Origin of the sequence: Pseudomonas sp. KSR10 (assembly GCF_022355455.1) — a bacterium.
Lineage (GTDB): Bacteria > Pseudomonadota > Gammaproteobacteria > Pseudomonadales > Pseudomonadaceae > Stutzerimonas > Stutzerimonas stutzeri_E.
This window is the reverse complement of sequence record NZ_JAKOEN010000004.1, coordinates 166438-183065: the sequence shown is the minus strand read 5'-3', so window position 1 is coordinate 183065 and position 16628 is coordinate 166438. Positions and strand designations below refer to the sequence as shown.

Sequence of the window (16628 nt, the reverse complement as noted above, 5' to 3'; positions counted from 1 at the left end):
TACGACCACCACAGTTGGATCTCGCTTCGCCGAGCCATCTGCCCGTTCGATGCGCTAAGCCTCGGGAGCTACCGATGTCGATAGACCAATCACAACCCCGCCAAGGTCCCCTGCTCGGCCTTCGGGTGCTCGAATTCGCCAGCATCGGCCCCGGCCCGCACTGCGCAATGCTACTGGCCGATCTCGGTGCCGAGGTTATCCGCATTGAGCGTGAAGGCGGCAACGGCTGGCCCAATCCGGTGGCGGATCGCGGCCGCAAGCGAATCACACTCGACGTCCGTACGGACACAGGGCGCGAACGATGCCTGACCTTGGCCGAAAACGCGGACGTGTTGATCGAAGGTTTTCGCCCCGGGGTGATGGAGCGACTGGGCCTTGGGCCGGAGCAGATGCACGAGCGCAACCCGCGCTTGGTCTATGGCCGAATGACCGGTTGGGGCCAGACCGGACCACTGGCCAAGAGCGCCGGCCATGATATCAATTACTTGGCGATCACTGGCGCGCTGGCTGCCATCGGCGGCCGCGAAGGTCCGGCGATCCCACCGGTGAATCTCGTTGGCGATTTCGGCGGAGGCTCGCTGTATCTCGCATTCGGCATCATGGCTGCCCTCTGGGAGCGGGATCGTTCGGGAAAGGGGCAAGTGGTCGACGCCGCCATCGTCGATGGTGTGTCGTCCATGATGACCTTTTTCGCCGGGCTCCTGCCCAGCGGCGCCATCTCCCTGGAGCGAGACCGCAACCTGCTCTCCGGTGCCGCCCCGCACTACCGCTGCTACACCTGTGCTGATGGTCGCGACATTGCCGTTGGGCCATTGGAGCCGCAGTTTTTCTCCGAGCTGATGCAGCGCATCGAAGCGCCGGAGAGCCTGCGCCAAGGCTGTACCGACCCGGACCGCTGGCAGGAACAGAGCGAGCAACTCGCCACACTGTTTGCCAGCCGGAACCAAGCCGACTGGTGCGCGCTGCTCGAAGGCACCGATGCCTGCTTCGCGCCGGTACTCACGTTGGAAGAAGCCGCGCAGCACCCGCACATGCGAGAACGCGGCGTGTACCGCGACATCGACGGCGACCTCCACGCCGCACCCGCCCCGCGCTTTTCGCGAACGCCGGGGGCAATCAGGGACTCGGCAGAGGACACGAAAGGCTGGGATTGAACGAGAGGTCAGGTCATCACCCTTCCGCTTCGCAAGCCAGTGTCATCTGGAATATCGACGCAGCCTGGGATTTAGCCCCGTAGGTGAGCGTCAGCCCACCAGGGCCATGGTTGCGCCCCATTGTGGTGGGTTTCAGCCTACCCGGAGCCAAACGCTTGCGCATCAATATCGAACAGAGGATTCACTCCCCCAAGTTGCGCGCAATTACCAATCGCTGAATATCGCTGGTGCCTTCGTAAATCTGGCAGACACGTACGTCGCGGTAGATGCGTTCCACCGGGAAGTCCTGCAGATACCCATAACCACCTAGCGTCTGGATCGCTGCCGAGCAAACCTTCTCCGCCATTTCCGAGGCAAACAGCTTGGCCATGGAGGCTTCGACCAGTGCAGGCTGGCCGGCCTCGCGCAGTGCGGCAGCGTGCAGCACCATCTGCCGAGCGACGGTGATTTGGGTGGCCATGTCGGCCAGGCGAAAGGCGACGGCCTGGTGTTCGGTAAGGGCTTTTCCGAACGCCTCACGCTCGCGCGCGTAATCGCGCGCGGCTTCGAAGGCCGCTCGGGCCATTCCCACGGCCTGGGCGGCAATGCCGATGCGGCCACCTTCCAGATTCGCCAGTGCGATGCGGTAGCCCTCGCCCTCCTCGCCCAAGCGCTGCGACTCATGCACGCGCATCTCTTCGAACGCCAGTTGGCAAGTGTCGGAGGCGTGCTGGCCGAGCTTGTCCTCGATCCGTACCACGTGATAACCCGGTGTGTCGGTCGGCACGATGAAGGCGCTGATGCCACGCTTGCCGGCGTCCGGGTCGGTCACGGCGAAGACAATTACCGTGCCGGCGTGTTGGCCCGAAGTGATGAACTGCTTGGCGCCGTTGATAACGTAACCATCGCCGTCACGTCGGGCGCGGGTGCGCAAGCTGCTCGCATCGGAGCCGGCATGGGGCTCGGTGAGGGCGAAGGCACCGATCTGCGAACCGCTGGCCAACGGCGTGAGGTAGCGCTGTTTCTGTTCATCATTTCCAAAGCGCAGGATCGGCACGCATCCGACCGAGTTGTGCACGCTCATGATGGTCGAGCAGGCGCCGTCTCCAGCCGCGATCTCTTCGAGTGCCAGCGCATAGGCGATATACCCGGTGTCGCTGCCGCCCCACTGTTCCGGGCAGAGCATGCCGAAGAAGCCGAGCTCAGCCATCTCGGCAATCGCCTCGGCCGGGTAACGATGCTCGCGGTCCCAGTCGGCGGCGAAGGGTTTCAGCCGTTCCTGGGCGAATTGTCGAGCCATGTCGCGAATACTGGTCTGGTCATCATTGAGCAGCATGGCAATTCCTCAGTCGAGTAGTTCGACGGCCATGGCGGTCGCTTCGCCACCGCCGATGCAGATGGCCGCAATGCCCTTGCGCAGCCCACGGTCGCGCAGCGCGGCGAGCAGCGTGACGAGAATGCGCGCACCGGATGCACCGATCGGGTGGCCAAGCGCGCAGGCGCCGCCGTTGACGTTGACCTTGGCGTGATCCAGACCGAGCTCGCGCATGGTGACCATGCTGACTACGGCGAAGGCCTCATTGATCTCGAACAGATCCACCTCGTCGAGACGCCAGCCGGTGCGCTCCAGCAGCTTGTGGATGGCACCGATGGGCGCGGTCGGGAACAGGTTGGGCGCATCGGCGAATACCGCGTGGCCATGGATCACCGCTTGCGGCTTCAGGCCGAGCTTTTCGGCCCGGGAGCGTCGCGTCAGCACCAGCGCGGCGGCGCCATCGGAAATCGAGGAGGAGTTGGCTGCGGTAACAGTGCCGCCCTCGCGAAACGCCGGCTTGAGAGACGGAATCTTCTCCGGCATTGCCTTGGGCGGCTGTTCGTCATCGCGCACGGTGCGCTGCTCACGACCCTGCGTGACCTCCAGCGGGACGATTTCACTGGCGAAACGGCCAGCGGTAATGGCATCGCGCGCCCGCTGCAGTGAGGTCACCGCGTAGGCATCCTGCTCCTCACGGCTGAAACCATGATTCTGCGCGCAGTCCTCGGCAAAGGTACCCATCAAGCGGCCCTTGTCGTAGGCGTCCTCGAGGCCGTCGAGGAACATGTGGTCAAGCACCTTGCCGTGGCCCATGCGGTAGCCGCCGCGGGCCTTTTCCAGCAGGTACGGCGCGTTGGACATGCTTTCCATGCCACCGGCAACGATCAGGTCGACGCTGCCAGCGCGCAGCGCGTCATGGGCGAGGATCGCCGCCTGCATGCCCGAGCCGCACATTTTGTTCAGCGTGGTGGAAGCGGTTGCCTTGCCTAACCCGGCGCCAAGCGCGGCTTGACGTGCCGGTGCCTGGCCGAGGCCGGCTGGTAGCACGCAGCCCATCAGCACCTCCTGCACCTGTTCGGCTAAAACACCGCTGCGCTCCACTGCAGCGCGAATCGCCGCCGCGCCCAGCTCCGGCGCGCTGAGGCTTTTCAGATCGCCCTGGAAACCGCCCATGGGCGTGCGGGCCGAGCCCAGAATCACGATTGGATCGTTGTTCATTGCTGTCTCCGATTATTTCGCGGCCATGCGCAGCGCACCGTCGAGGCGGATCACTTCACCGTTGAGCATGTCGTTTTCGATGATATGGCGTACCAACGCTGCGTATTCCGGCGCGCGACCCAGCCGCGGAGGGAACGGCACGCCTGCGGCCAGTGAGTCGCGCACTTCCTGAGTCATGCCGGCCATCATCGGCGTCTCGAACACGCCGGGAGCGATGGTCATGACCCGAATGCCGTGGCGTGCCAATTCACGTGCGGCCGGTAGCGTCATCGCGACCACACCACCCTTGGAGGCCGCATAGGCAGCCTGGCCGATCTGGCCGTCGTAGGCCGCGACGGAGGCCGTATTGATGATCACGCCGCGATTGCCCTCGGCGTCCGGTTCATTCCTGGCAATGGCCTCGGCAGCCAGGCGCAGCATGTTGAAAGTACCGATCAGGTTGAGGCCGATGACCTTGCCGAAACTGTCCAGACCATGCGGCCCCTGACGACCGAGTATTCTTTCGCCGCTGGCAACGCCGGCGCAGTTGACCAGCCCGTGCAGCGCGCCGAACCGCTCCACCGCCTCATTCACAGCCCCCTGCGCCGCAGCTTCGTCACATACGTTGGTGATCACACCCAGGACATTGGCGCCCAACGTCTCGCAGCGCTCGTTCAGCAGCTTGGTATTGATGTCCGCCAGCACGACTTTCGCACCGGCCAGCAGCAGTATTTCGGCAGCCGCCGCGCCCAGCCCGGAGGCGCCTCCGGTGATCAGGAAAACCTTGTCTTGAATGTCCACAGCACAACCTCTCGAAAGCGTCCGAGATCGCCGCCGCAGGCACCTATGGTCAAGGCCGGCGCCCAAGCGATCCCCTTGGCGGCATCTTCATCAGCCCGATCGGTGCGGACAATGGTCGTTCTTCTCAATCTGGCTGACCGTTTTGGCCAATCTGACCTGACTGAAGTCTAGACCGTACCCAGAATCAGTCGGCGGTACTGGCCGGGGTTGGTCCCGGTCCATTTGCGGAACGCCTTGTAGAAGGAGCTGACATCGGCAAAGCCGAGGCGATCGGCGATTTCGCCATAGGTGATGGCGGCATCGGCTAGCCACAAGGTCGCTATTTCCTGCCGCACCAAGTCCTTGATGGTCTGGTACGGCAGCCCGGCTTCGGCCAGCCGACGGCGCAGGGTCGACGGCGAAACGCACAGTTCTTGAGCCAGCAGGTGGCTGGTCGGCCATTGCTCGGCCGGCAGCCCGCGCAATTTCGCCTTGATGCGGCTGGCCAGACTGGTGTCATCACGATACCGGACCAGAATGTTCGCTGGCGCCTGGGCCAGGAAGCCATGCAGTTCGGACTCACTACGGCGAACGGGCAGGCCCAGCACCTCGGCGGCGAATATAAGGCGCGTGGTGGAACGCGAAAACCGCAGGTTGTCCGAAAACATCACACGATAGTCATCGCTGTAGTCAGGCTCGTCGCAGCGCAGCTCCACCGCCAGCAACGGAATGCGCCGCCCGACCAGCCAGCACGCCAGCCCATGCAGCAACATCCAGAAGGTGAAGTAGGTAAATGCCCGTCGTGGCGACGTATCGCGCTCCAGCAGCACGATCTCGGCCAGACTTTCGCTACGGTTCAGTTCGCCGCGGAAGGCTTCGAAGGTTAACCCGAAGAAGTCCAGCGCCACTTGCATCGCACTGTCCAAGGTCGGCTGCGCCATCGCTGCGCGGCAGACGAAGGCGAAGCTGCCGACTCGCATTCGCCGCGCATCCATGCCGAAAAATTCATCGTCGAAATGCCGTGCCAGTCGCCGCCAGAGCTTGCTGTACTCAGTCACATCGACCCGCGCCTCCGAGTCGTCGAGCGCGATTGGCGAAAGTCCGAGGTTATCCAGCAGGGCCTGAGCAGGCAGCACCGGCGTGGTAAAGGCCAGCAGTGCCTCGTGCACCAACCGGACCGAAATGGTGCCCTTGTCCTCGCGGATCATGCGCGCCCCATCATCTGGTCCTGGCTGCTGGCGGCGACGGCGCGGAGAAAATCCCAGCACACGCGCATCCTCGCCAGGTCCTTGTTTTCCACGGGCATCAGCATCCAGAACGTACGGGTGAACTCGATTTCGTCGACCAGCACCTCCTTGAGCAACGGCTCCTTGCGTGCGGAGAATGCGGGCAGTATCGCAAGCCCGGCCCCGGCGGCGACGGCTTCCTGCTGCGCAAGAATGCTGGTACTGCGCAGCGAATGCTGACGGGGGCGAACGATCTCGTCGAGGAAGAACAGCTCCTTGCTGTAAAGCAGGTCCTCGATATAGCTGACGAACACGTGGTGGCTCAGATCTTCACGGCTGCGGATGGGCGGATGTTGAGCGAGATAGGCCTCCGACGCGTAGAGCCGCAACACGTAGTCGGTCAGCTTGGTGATCACGTAGGGGCCACGTTCCGGCCGTTCCAGCGTGATGACGATGTCCGCTTCATGGCGCGCCAGACGCACCGAGCGCGGAACGGCCAGCAGATCCACGCCGAGGTGCGGGTAGTCGCGGGTGAGCGTGGCCAGTTGTCCGGCCAGCATCAGCGTGCCATAGCCCTCGGTCGCGCCGATGCGGACCTGACCGGAGAGTTTGTCAGCCGTCAGGCTCGGCTGTTCGATGGAGGTAATGGCGCTCTCCATCGCCTCGGCTTGGGTGAGTAATTCACGACCGGCTTCGGACAACCGATAGCCCGCCTTGGCGCGGATGAACAGCTGCCTGTCCAGCGCCTTTTCCAGTGCCTGCACCCGGCGCGCGACCGTGGTGTGATCGACCGCCAGGCGCCGCGCCGCCACCGTCAACTTGCCCGCGCGCGACAGTTCGAGAAAGAAACGCAGGTTGTCCCAATCCACCGTAGGCTCCAGATCCGTGAGGTCATCGCGCACGCCAACAGGGCCGGCTGTGCAAAAAAACAGAATACATCTGCATTTAGTCGCATGTGTTTACTATTTTTACACTGCTAGGCTCGTTCATCGAACCCTGCTCGCCTTACGACGTGCACATCATTCCAACGAGAAGGAACCGACATGAGCCAGAAGATCCAGCTCGAGATACGCGACCACACCGCCCTGCTGACCATCGCCAACCCGCCGGCCAATACTTGGGACCGCGAGTCGCTGGCCTTGCTGGAACAACTGATCGGTCAGCTCAACGACGATCCGAACGTGTATGCGCTGGTCATCACTGGCCAGGGTGAAAAGTTCTTCTCGGCCGGTGCCGACCTCAAGCAATTCGCCGACGGCGACAAGGCCAGCGCCCGCGAAGTAGCCGAGCGCTTCGGCCATGCCTTCAATGCGCTGACGCGTTTTCGCGGCGTTTCCATCGCGGCGATCAACGGGTACGCCATGGGTGGCGGCCTGGAATGCGCGCTGGCCTGCGACATCCGCATCGCAGAGGAACAGGCGCAAATGGCGCTTCCCGAAGCGAGCGTCGGCCTGCTGCCCTGCGCTGGTGGCACCCAGAACCTGCCCTGGCTGGTGGGCGAAGGCTGGGCCAAGCGCATGATTCTCTGTGGCGAGCGCATCGATGCACAGCGGGCCGAGAAGATTGGCCTGGTCGAGGAAGTCGTCCCACGCGGACAATCGCTCGAGGCTGCGCTCAAGCTCGCAGCAGGCGTCAGCGCACAGAGCCCGTCCTCCATCAGCCGCTGCAAGCGCCTGGTGATGAATGCACGCAACGAGACCCACGCCGATGGCTGGGCCTCCGAGCGTGAACTGTTCGCGGAACTGTTCGATACCAAGGATCAGAAGGAAGGCGTCAATGCCTTCCTGGAAAAACGCCGCCCGAGCTGGAAAAACGCCTGAGCAACAAGGCCTGCGCGACTGCAGGGCTATCTCACCGCTAGACAGCTTCGCCCCGGGGGCGGGGCTCCCCACAGACCGTATCTACCGAACGTCGCATGCGGGACCTGCCCGATTGGCGTGCGCTTGCTCACCGCGGCTTTGGCACCCACACCGGCCCGCTTTCGTGAGAGGCGCGCCCCGCAGCGAATGCCCACCGGACCGCCCAACCCTGGCCGCTTCACCCGGGTAACTCTCCTACCATTGGCGAGCTACTGCTGTGCGATCGGTCCTGCCTGGGGACCCGGACGCCTCCTGTCTCCGCTTCCGGTCGCCTTTTACTTGAAATTGCGTTTGATCAGCCGCTCCAGCCAACCCACGATGCCGGAGCGGAACAGCAGCACGCAGAGCACGAAAATCACGCCCAGAATCACATGCACCCACTCGCCCAGCGGCCCGTTGGATAGCGAGCTCTGCAAAGTCACCACCACCGTCGCACCCACGATCGGACCGAGAATAGTGCCGACGCCGCCCAGCAAGGTCATCAGGATCACTTCGCCGGACATGTGCCAGTGCGCATCGGTCAACGAGGCGAGCTGGAACACCACAGTCTTGGTCGAGCCGGCCAGGCCGGTCAACGCCGCAGAGATGACGAATGCCAGCAACTTGTGCGCATCGACGTTGTAGCCGAGCGATATCGCCCGGGGTTCGTTTTCGCGAATAGCCTTGAGCACCTGGCCGTATGGTGAGTGAATGGTGCGCTGAATGATGGCGAAACCGAACACGAACACCGTTAGCACGAAGTAGTACAGCGCCATGTTGTTCTGCATGTCGAACAGGCCCAGCAAGAACCCGCGCGGCACGCCCTGCATACCGTTTTCGCCGCCTGTGAACGGTGCCTGCACGAAGACGAAGAAGGCCATCTGCGCCAACGCCAGGGTGATCATCGCGAAATAGATGCCCTGCCTACGGATAGCCAGCAGTCCGAAGATCAGCCCCAATATTGTCGATGCCAGCGTGCCGGCGAGAATACCCAGCTCGGTGCTCAGGCCGCTGTAGCTGCTGAGCATGTAGCCGGTGATATACCCGCCACAGGCGAAGAACGCCGCATGCCCGAAGGACAGCAAGCCCGCATAGCCCAAAAGCAGATTGAAGGCGCAGGCGAACAACGCGAAGCACAGCAGCTTCATCAGAAACACGGGGTAAACCATCATCGGCGCCACCAGCGCCAGCCCCAACAGCACCACGTAGAACAGGTATTTGCGGCGCATCGCAGCACGGCGGCGCTCGCGTTCGGCGTTGGCTCGCGTGGCCACCGGAGACGCTTGAACGCTTTCTTGAGTCGACATGTTCACGTCTCCTTACCAAACAGGCCGGCGGGGCGAACCAGCAGGACCAGAACCATGATCACGAAAATCACCGTGTTTGCCGCCTCGGGATAGAACACCTTGGTCAGTCCCTCGATCAGCCCCATGGCGAGCCCCGTAATGATCGCGCCCATGATCGAACCCATACCACCGATCACTACTACGGCGAACACCACAATCAACAGATTCGAGCCCATGCCCGGCGTCACCGCGTAGATCGGCGCAGCCAGCACGCCGGCAAAGGCAGCAAGCGCCACACCGTACCCATAGGTCAGGGTGATCAACAGCGGTACGTTGATGCCGAAGGCCTGCATCAGCTTGGGGTTTTCCGTACCAGCGCGCAGATAGGAGCCCAACCGGGTTCGCTCGATCATGTACCAAGTGGCGAAGCACACCGTCAGCGCTGCAACAATGACCCAGCCACGGTAGGTCGGCAGGAACATGAAGCCCAGGTTATGCCCGCCCTTGAGCATGTCCGGCATTGGATAGGATGAACCCGAGACGCCGAACAGTTTGACGAAGCTGCCTTCGACGATCAGCGCCAGGCCGAAGGTCAGCAGCAGGCCGTACAGATGATCTTCCCCTGCGATGCGGCGCAGCAGGCCGCGCTCGATTCCGATGCCAAGCAGCCCGACCAGCAAGGGCGATAGCAACAGTGCCGCCCAGTAATTGATGCCCAGGTAGTTCAGCCCGAGAAACGCCGCAAAGGCGCCGAGCATGTACTGCGCGCCGTGGGCAAAGTTGATGATGCGCAGCAGGCCGAAGATGATCGCCAGACCAAGGCTCAGCAGCGCATAGAACGACCCGTTGATCAGGCCGAGCAGTAGCTGCCCGAACAGAACGCTCAGGGGGACGCCGAAAACGAGAGTCATGATTCACTACCCAAGGAATTTTCCGGGGTACCCAGCCGCTCTGGCGAGAGCCGGCCAGGTAAAGGCACGGATCGGGCGAGTCAGTTCTTCGCCGCCATCTTCTGGCACTGGCTTTCGCCTATAGGCCGGAACGCTTCATCGCCAGGGATGGTGCTGACCATTTTGTAAAGGTCCCACTCGCCCTTGGATTCGGCTGGGGTTTTCACCTTGACCAGATACATGTCGTGCACCATGCGTCCGTCCTCGCGGATGCTGCCGTTTTTGGCGAACATGTCATTGATCGGCGTCTTGGCCATCTGCGCACGAACCACTTGAGCATCATCACTGCCGGTTTCTTTCACGGCGTTGAGATAGTGCATGGTCGCCGAGTAGATGCCGGCCGGCACCATGCCCGGCATGCGCCCGACGCGATCGTAATAACGCTTGGCCCAGGCGCGGGATTCCTCGTTCATGTCCCAGTACCAACCGGTGGTCAGCATCAGGCCCTGGGTTACGTCCAACCCCATCGCGTGGATGTCGTTAAGGAACACCACCATCCCGGCAAGTTTCTGACCGGACTGGGTCACACCGAACTCGCTGGCGGTCTTGAGCGAGTTCACCGTGTCGGCGCCGGCGTTTGCCAGGGCGACCACGTCAGCGCCGGACCCTTGTGCCTGCAGGATGTAGGACGAGAAGTCACTGCTCGGGAACGGATGGCGAACGGTGCCGACCACGCTCCCGCCCTCAGCCTCAACGACTTTGGTGATATCGGCCTCCATGGCGTGACCGAAGGCATAGTCGGCGGTGAGGATGAACCAGCTCTTGCCGCCATCCTTGAGCACTGCATTAGCGGTGCCGTTGGCCAACGCGAAGGTATCGTAGGTCCAGTGAATATGGCTGGGCGAGCAGTACTCGTTGGTAATGCTCGATGCGGCCGCGCCGGAAATCAGCGCCAGCTTGCCGCCCTGCTCCACGACCTTGGCCGCCGCCAGCACTACGGAGCTGGCCACCATGCCGGTCACCATGTCCACATTGCGCTCGTCGATCCACTGCCGCACGGTGTTGGCGCCCACGTCGGGCTTGTTCAGGTCATCAGCGTTAAAGGTCACGATCTTCTTGCCATTGACCGTGCCGCCGAAGTCTTCGATCGCCATTTGCAGTGCTTCGAGGCCGCCCGGGCCGGACAGATCACGGTAGGTTCCGGACATATCGGCGAGATAGCCGATGCGAACTTCGTCGTTGCTGATTTCGGCCTGCGCGGCACCGGCGATCATGCTGGAAACCAGAACGGCAGCTGCGGTCTTCTTGATGGTTTTCATATTCACCCACTGTGTTTGTTTTTGTTGTTGTGGCTCTTGGTGTATGGGCCGGCGTGCACTTCGAACCGGCGGGACTTCCTGACGAAAAGGGCCGTCAGACCCCCAGACAGCTATTCAAAAACTCCTTTTTCGAATCCAGTTCTGCAGCATTGATCTCTTCGATGATCCGGCCGTGCTCCATCACGTAATGACGATCGGCCAGAGGGGCGGCAAAGCGGAAGTTCTGCTCCACCAGCACGATGGTCAGCCCGCGTTTCTTCAGTTTGATCAGCACTTCGCCGAGCTTCTGCACGATCACCGGGGCCAGGCCTTCGGTAATCTCATCGAGCAGCAGCAGGTTGGCGCCGGTACGTAGAATGCGCGCCATGGCGAGCATCTGCTGCTCGCCGCCGGACAATCGCGTGCCCTGGCTGAAACGGCGCTCATACAGGTTGGGGAACATCTCGTAGAGTTCGTCCAGCCCCATGCCACCGCTGCGGACAGTGGGCGGCAGCAGCAGGTTTTCCTCGACACTGAGGCTGGAGAAGATGCCTCGTTCTTCGGGACAGTAGCCAACGCCGAGCCTTGGAACCTGGTGGGCCGGCATGCCGATGGTTTCGTTGCCGTTGATCACGATGGAGCCGGTGCGTCGCCCGACCATGTTCATGATTGCGCGCAACGTCGTGCTGCGACCGGAACCGTTGCGGCCGAGCAGCGTGACGAGCTCGCCCCGCCCGACGACCAGATCGACACCGTGAAGAATATGGGACTCGCCATAGAAAGCATGCAGATCATCCAGTCGCAGCTGGTCGCGGTCGGCCATGGGCGTCATGGGTGCACCTCTTCTGCGGCGGCTTCGCTGCCCATGTAGGCCTCGCGCACCTGGGGATTGGCCGAGACGGTGTCATAGTCACCCTCGGCCAGCACCGCGCCGCGCGCCAGCACCGTGATGCGGTCGCAAAGCCGACTCACCACGCTGAGGTTGTGCTCGACCATCAGCACCGTGCGATTCACTGCGGCTCGCCGTACCAGCGCCACGACCATGTCGACGTCTTCGCCCCCCATACCCTGGGTGGGTTCGTCGAGTAGCAGCACAACCGGATCCAGCGCCAGCGTGGTTGCAAGTTCGAGCGCCCGCTTGCGGCCGTAAGGCAGTTCGATGGCGAGCGTCTGGGCAAAGGTTTCCAGATCCACGTCCGCCAACAGCTGCATAGCACGGTCGTCCAGTTCACGCAGAATCCGTTCGGATTTCCAGAAATGATAGGAATTGCCCAGCTTTTGCTGCAGCGCGACACGGACGTTCTCCAGCACGGTCATGTGACCGAACACCGCCGATATCTGAAATGAGCGCACGAGGCCCAGCCGGGCAATCTCGTTGGCTTTCATCGAGGTGATCGGTTTGCCGCGGTAGAGAATGTCGCCGCGAGTGGGCGTGAGAAATTTGGTGAGGAGGTTGAATACCGTGGTCTTACCGGCGCCGTTGGGGCCGATCAGTGCATGGATGTGTCCCTTCTGTACGCGCAGATCAACGGAATCCACTGCGGTGAAGCCGCGAAATTCCTTGGTCAGGCCGCGCGTTTCCAGCACGAACTCTGGTTCCATTGGATGCCCTCTAACCTTGATTATTGTTGTTGGTTATGGCGCAGGTCGCTGCGTGACCTTTACGTAAACGATAACAACCGCTTACGACTCGAGGCAAGCTGCAATTTCAAACGGCCGATTGACTTCTGGAGTCAATGATTCGAGGCCGCCCGAACGGAATTCCTCATTGAAGGTAGCCTAAAAAACCGGGCCACAACGGCCCGGCAAAGATCAACGAGGAGGGGTTGCGGTGTTGCGCTCTCCGGTTACCAGAGCGCCAGGGTGTAGCTGAGGATCAGACGGGTTTCGTTCAGGTCGGAGCCGAAGTTGCTGCGCACGGTCGCGTTGCGCACTTTCATGCCAAAGTTCTTCAGCGGTCCACTCTGCACCACGTAGGCGATATCGGTGTCACGCTCCCACTCCTCGCCTTCCCCACCGGCGGCCAGGTTGACGTTGTCACCGGACACGTAACGAGTCATCAGGCTCAACCCTGGCACGCCCACGGCAGCGAAGTCATAGTCGTAGCGAACCTGCCATGATTTCTCATCTTCGTTACCGAAGTCATTGATCTGCAAAAGGTTGATCAGCATGTTGTCGCCACCGCTGACATATGCAAAGCCGGTGTCGCCGCTCATCTTCTGATAGCCACCGGTAAAGCCATGGCCGCCGAGCCGGTAGGTGAACAGCGCGCCGAACGCGTTGTTGTCGACGTTGCTGCCGCCGTCGTCGGTGGAGCGCACGTAGCGCAGATCGGTTTTGAAGCTCTGGTTCTCACCCAGCGGCATGATATGGACCAACTGCATGTTGTGCTGGTCGTAGATGCCGTCCAGTCCGCCGTAGTAGTAGCTGCCGGTCAGTTCGGGGCTGAACTGATATTTGCCCCCAGCAAACAGGAACTCGTCGCTGGTCTTGGTGCTACCCAGCTGGATATTCCGTGCGCCGCCATTGAATACTGCCATCTCCTCGTAATCGGACGAGTCGCGATAACTGGTGCGATCGAGCCGCCCCGCATCCAGGATCAGCCCTTGGACTTCTTTGCTCTGCAGCCAGGCACCGCGGTAGACGTTGGGGAGCAGGCGGCTGTCGTTGCGCATCAGCACCGGAATGATCGGCTGCAGGGTGCCAACGTGCAGCGTGGTGTTTGATAGTTTCGCCTTGGCGGTCAGCCCCGCGGTGCCGTAGTCATCCTGGGCGCGCTTGGTCTCCAGGTCGCGCTGCAGAATGCCGGTGCCGGAACGATCAGGGCTGGAGTCGAGCTTGACGCCCAACAGGCCGATGGCGTCGAGGCCGAAGCCGACCGGCCCGTCCGTGTAGCCTGATTCGATTTTCATGATGAAGCCCTGAGCCCATTCGTCGGCCTTGGACTGGCTCGCACCGCTTTCGCGGAAATCACGGTTCATATAGAAGTTGCGAAGCTCGACGGCCGCCTTGCTGTCGTCGAAAAACGCGGCTGAAGCCATCGTCGAGGCGCCCAGGGCGGATGCCGTCAGGCTGCTTAGGATGAAAAAACGGCTCAGGGGTTTCAGTTGCATAGTCATCTCTCTTGTTATTGTCTTGGTTGATGCAGCTGTGAGCCCGACCTGCTCCAGCCGGGGCTCGTATCTACCGCATATGCGGCAAATCCAGGGCTGTCGCTCAGCTCGCGGCAGGCTTGGGCACGCGGCCCAGCAAATAGAATTCGTCGTTGGGCGGTGTGCGCGCCATCGACACCAGACGATTGGATAGACCGAACAGCGCGGCAATCGCGCCGATGTCCCAGATGTCGTCCAGCGTGAAGCCCAGACTCTCCAGTCGTGTCTGCCAAGCGTCATCCAATACGCCACGCTTGGCAGCCAGGTGCAGGGCGAAATCGAGCATGCCCCGCTGGCGTTGGCTGATCGGCGCGGTGCGATAGTTGACGGCGACCTGATCGGCGATCAGAGGATCCTTGGCCAGGATGCGCAGGATCGCGCCATGGGCCACCACGCAATACAGACAGCCATGATCGGCGCTCACCGCGACCACGATCATCTCTTTCTCGGCCTTGGTCAGGCTGGTGGACTCGCGCTCCATCAGCGCATCGTGGTACGCGAAGAACGCGCGAAATTCAGCAGGCCGATGAGCCAGCATCAGGAAAACGTTAGGAACGAAGCCTGCCTTCTCCTGCACGGCGAGAATACGCTCGCGTACATCCGCAGGCAGCGCGGCGAGATCCTCGACGAGCGGGAAACGACTGATCGATTGAGTCATGTGGCGCTCCGTATCGTTGCGATCGACAATGCGAGCGGCCGGTGCTGCTGACCGGCACGCCGCTGCTTGGTTACTCAGCAAGGCCCAGCTCAGCGACGCTGACTTCGCGCATCTTGAATTTCTGGACTTTGCCGCTGATGGTCATGGGAAATTCGTCGACGAACTTGATGTGGCGCGGCGTCTTGAAGTGGGCGATGCGCCCCTTGCAGAACGCGCGCAGATCGTCCGCCGTAGCCTCATGGCCGGGATGCAGCTTGACCCAGGCGACGATCTCTTCGCCGTAGGTCTTGTCCGGCACCCCGATCACCTGCACGTCAGCCACGGCCGGATGGGTGAAGAGGAATTCTTCGATCTCGCGCGGATATACGTTCTCACCGCCGCGAATGATCATGTCCTTGTTGCGCCCAACGATCTTCAGATAGCCCTCGTCGTCCATGATCGCCAGGTCGCCGGTGTGCATCCAGCGCGCGCCGTCGATGGCACCGGCGGTGGCCTCCGGGTTGTTCCAGTAGCCCAGCATCACGCTGTAGCCACGGGTGCAGAGCTCGCCGATCTGCCCGCGCGGGACGATGCGGTTGTGCTCGTCGACCACCTTGCTCTCCAGATGCGGCTGGGTACGCCCGACGCTGGTCACGCGGCGCTCGAGGTCATCGTCGGCACTGGTTTGAGTGGACACCGGGCTGGTCTCGGTCATGCCGTAGGCGATCTGCATTTCGGCCAGGTGCATGTCGTCGATGACCCGTTTCATCACCTCGATCGGGCAGGTCGAGCCAGCCATGATGCCGGTGCGTAAGCTGCTCAGATCCAGTGAGGGGCGTTCCGGGTGGTCAAGCATGGCGATGAACATGGTCGGCACACCGTACATCCCCGTGGCTTTTTCTTCGGCCGCGGCCTGCAGCGCCGCTAGCGGTTCGAATGCCGCGCTCGGATAGATCATGGTGGTGCCGTGGGTGACGCAGCCCAGGTTGCCCATGACCATGCCGAAGCAGTGATACAGCGGCACCGGAATCACCAGCCGGTCGTGCTCGGTCAGCTTGAGGCTCTCTCCGACCATGTAGCCGTTGTTGAGGATGTTGTAGTGGCTGAGCGTCGCGCCCTTCGGAAAACCGGTGGTGCCCGAGGTGTACTGGATGTTGATCGGGTCGTCGAATTGCAGCTGCTCGCTGCACAGTCGCAGCTGCTCGGGTCCGACCTGATCGGCCATGTCCATCAGCCCTTTCCACAACAGCATGCCGTCCACCGGTGTGTCGCACAGGCTGATCACGCCGCGCAGCTCCGGGAGCATGTGACTTTGCAGGGCGCCAACGGCCGATCGCTCCAGCTCCGGCAGCAACTCGTTGAGCATGGCGTGGTAATCGGAGGTTTTGAAGGCATCGGCGCAGATCAGCCAACGGCAGCCGGACTGCTTGAGCGCATACTCGAGTTCGTTGAGGCGATAGGCCGGGTTGATGTTCACCAGGACCACACCAATCTTGGCGGTCGCGAACTGGGTGATGCACCACTGAGCATTGTTCGGCGACCAGATGCCCACCCGTTCGCCCGGCTGCAGACCGAGCGCCAGCAGTCCCCTTGCGCAGCGGTCTACCTCATCGGACAGCTGGGCCCAGGTGTAGCGCAAGTTCTGATGGCGAACGACCAGGGCCTCACGCTCGGCGAACCGCTCGACTGCCCGATCGAACGCCGCACCGATGGTCATCGCCAACAGGGGTTTGGTCTGCGGACCGCAGGTGTAACTCGGAAGACTCATGTCGGACTCCTCAGTCTTATGTTTGTTATGAGGCCTTGCCGTCCGGGGATATCGATGAGTTGACAGTCATCCCGGCGTTTGATTACGTTAACGTAAAGGTAACAAGCG

Annotated in this window: 15 protein-coding genes; 2 read left to right on the top strand and 13 right to left on the bottom strand. The window is 62.0% G+C overall.

The window, feature by feature from the left end:
* Window positions 1-74 precede the first annotated feature (74 nt).
* Window positions 75-1154, top strand: a complete 1080-nt coding sequence (locus tag MCB86_RS01655; RefSeq protein WP_239609339.1) for a CaiB/BaiF CoA-transferase family protein — start codon at window positions 75-77, stop codon at window positions 1152-1154.
* A 181-nt stretch (window positions 1155-1335) separates the two neighbouring features.
* Here MCB86_RS01655 and MCB86_RS01650 read toward each other — a convergent pair whose 3' ends face one another.
* From MCB86_RS01650 to MCB86_RS01630, 5 genes are all read right to left on the bottom strand, one after another.
* Window positions 1336-2469, bottom strand: a complete 1134-nt coding sequence (locus MCB86_RS01650; protein WP_045161949.1) for an acyl-CoA dehydrogenase — start codon at window positions 2467-2469, stop codon at window positions 1336-1338.
* A 9-nt stretch (window positions 2470-2478) separates the two neighbouring features.
* Window positions 2479-3666: an acetyl-CoA C-acyltransferase gene (locus MCB86_RS01645; RefSeq protein WP_239609337.1), complete on the bottom strand. Its 1188-nt coding sequence runs from the start codon at window positions 3664-3666 to the stop codon at window positions 2479-2481.
* A 12-nt stretch (window positions 3667-3678) separates the two neighbouring features.
* Window positions 3679-4446 (bottom strand): SDR family NAD(P)-dependent oxidoreductase, encoded by a 768-nt coding sequence (locus MCB86_RS01640; protein ID WP_239609335.1) that lies wholly within the window; start codon window positions 4444-4446, stop codon window positions 3679-3681.
* Between the two features lie 167 nt (window positions 4447-4613).
* Window positions 4614-5633 (bottom strand): AraC family transcriptional regulator, encoded by a 1020-nt coding sequence (locus tag MCB86_RS01635; RefSeq protein WP_239609333.1) that lies wholly within the window; start codon window positions 5631-5633, stop codon window positions 4614-4616.
* The gene (locus MCB86_RS01630; protein WP_239609331.1) at window positions 5630-6520 is read right to left on the bottom strand and encodes a LysR family transcriptional regulator; all 891 of its coding nucleotides are present in this window, start codon (window positions 6518-6520) and stop codon (window positions 5630-5632) included. Before MCB86_RS01630 ends, MCB86_RS01635 begins: the two co-directional genes overlap by 4 nt.
* A gap of 174 nt (window positions 6521-6694) precedes the next feature.
* Here MCB86_RS01630 and MCB86_RS01625 point away from each other — a divergent pair, with 174 nt between their 5' ends.
* On the top strand, window positions 6695-7471 hold the full coding sequence (locus tag MCB86_RS01625; protein WP_239609329.1) for an enoyl-CoA hydratase: 777 nt from the start codon (window positions 6695-6697) through the stop codon (window positions 7469-7471).
* Window positions 7472-7785: 314 nt separating this feature from the next.
* Here the strand turns inward: MCB86_RS01625 and MCB86_RS01620 are convergent, their stop codons facing one another.
* From MCB86_RS01620 to MCB86_RS01585, 8 genes are all read right to left on the bottom strand, one after another.
* The gene (locus tag MCB86_RS01620) at window positions 7786-8796 is read right to left on the bottom strand and encodes a branched-chain amino acid ABC transporter permease (protein WP_045161940.1); all 1011 of its coding nucleotides are present in this window, start codon (window positions 8794-8796) and stop codon (window positions 7786-7788) included.
* A gap of 2 nt (window positions 8797-8798) precedes the next feature.
* Window positions 8799-9686, bottom strand: a complete 888-nt coding sequence (locus tag MCB86_RS01615) for a branched-chain amino acid ABC transporter permease (protein WP_239609327.1) — start codon at window positions 9684-9686, stop codon at window positions 8799-8801.
* 80 nt (window positions 9687-9766) lie between these two features.
* Window positions 9767-10984 (bottom strand): ABC transporter substrate-binding protein, encoded by a 1218-nt coding sequence (locus tag MCB86_RS01610; RefSeq protein ID WP_239609325.1) that lies wholly within the window; start codon window positions 10982-10984, stop codon window positions 9767-9769.
* 94 nt (window positions 10985-11078) lie between these two features.
* Window positions 11079-11795, bottom strand: a complete 717-nt coding sequence (locus MCB86_RS01605; protein WP_239609323.1) for an ABC transporter ATP-binding protein — start codon at window positions 11793-11795, stop codon at window positions 11079-11081.
* The gene (locus tag MCB86_RS01600; protein ID WP_239609321.1) at window positions 11792-12565 is read right to left on the bottom strand and encodes an ABC transporter ATP-binding protein; all 774 of its coding nucleotides are present in this window, start codon (window positions 12563-12565) and stop codon (window positions 11792-11794) included. Before MCB86_RS01600 ends, MCB86_RS01605 begins: the two co-directional genes overlap by 4 nt.
* Window positions 12566-12810: 245 nt before the next feature.
* The gene (locus MCB86_RS01595) at window positions 12811-14076 is read right to left on the bottom strand and encodes an OprD family porin (RefSeq protein ID WP_239609320.1); all 1266 of its coding nucleotides are present in this window, start codon (window positions 14074-14076) and stop codon (window positions 12811-12813) included.
* A gap of 103 nt (window positions 14077-14179) precedes the next feature.
* Complete coding sequence (locus tag MCB86_RS01590; RefSeq protein ID WP_045161934.1) at window positions 14180-14773, bottom strand: peroxidase-related enzyme; 594 nt, start codon at window positions 14771-14773, stop codon at window positions 14180-14182.
* A 70-nt stretch (window positions 14774-14843) separates the two neighbouring features.
* Window positions 14844-16520, bottom strand: coding sequence for an AMP-binding protein (locus MCB86_RS01585; protein ID WP_045161933.1), 1677 nt, complete (start codon window positions 16518-16520; stop codon window positions 14844-14846).
* Window positions 16521-16628 lie beyond the last annotated feature (108 nt).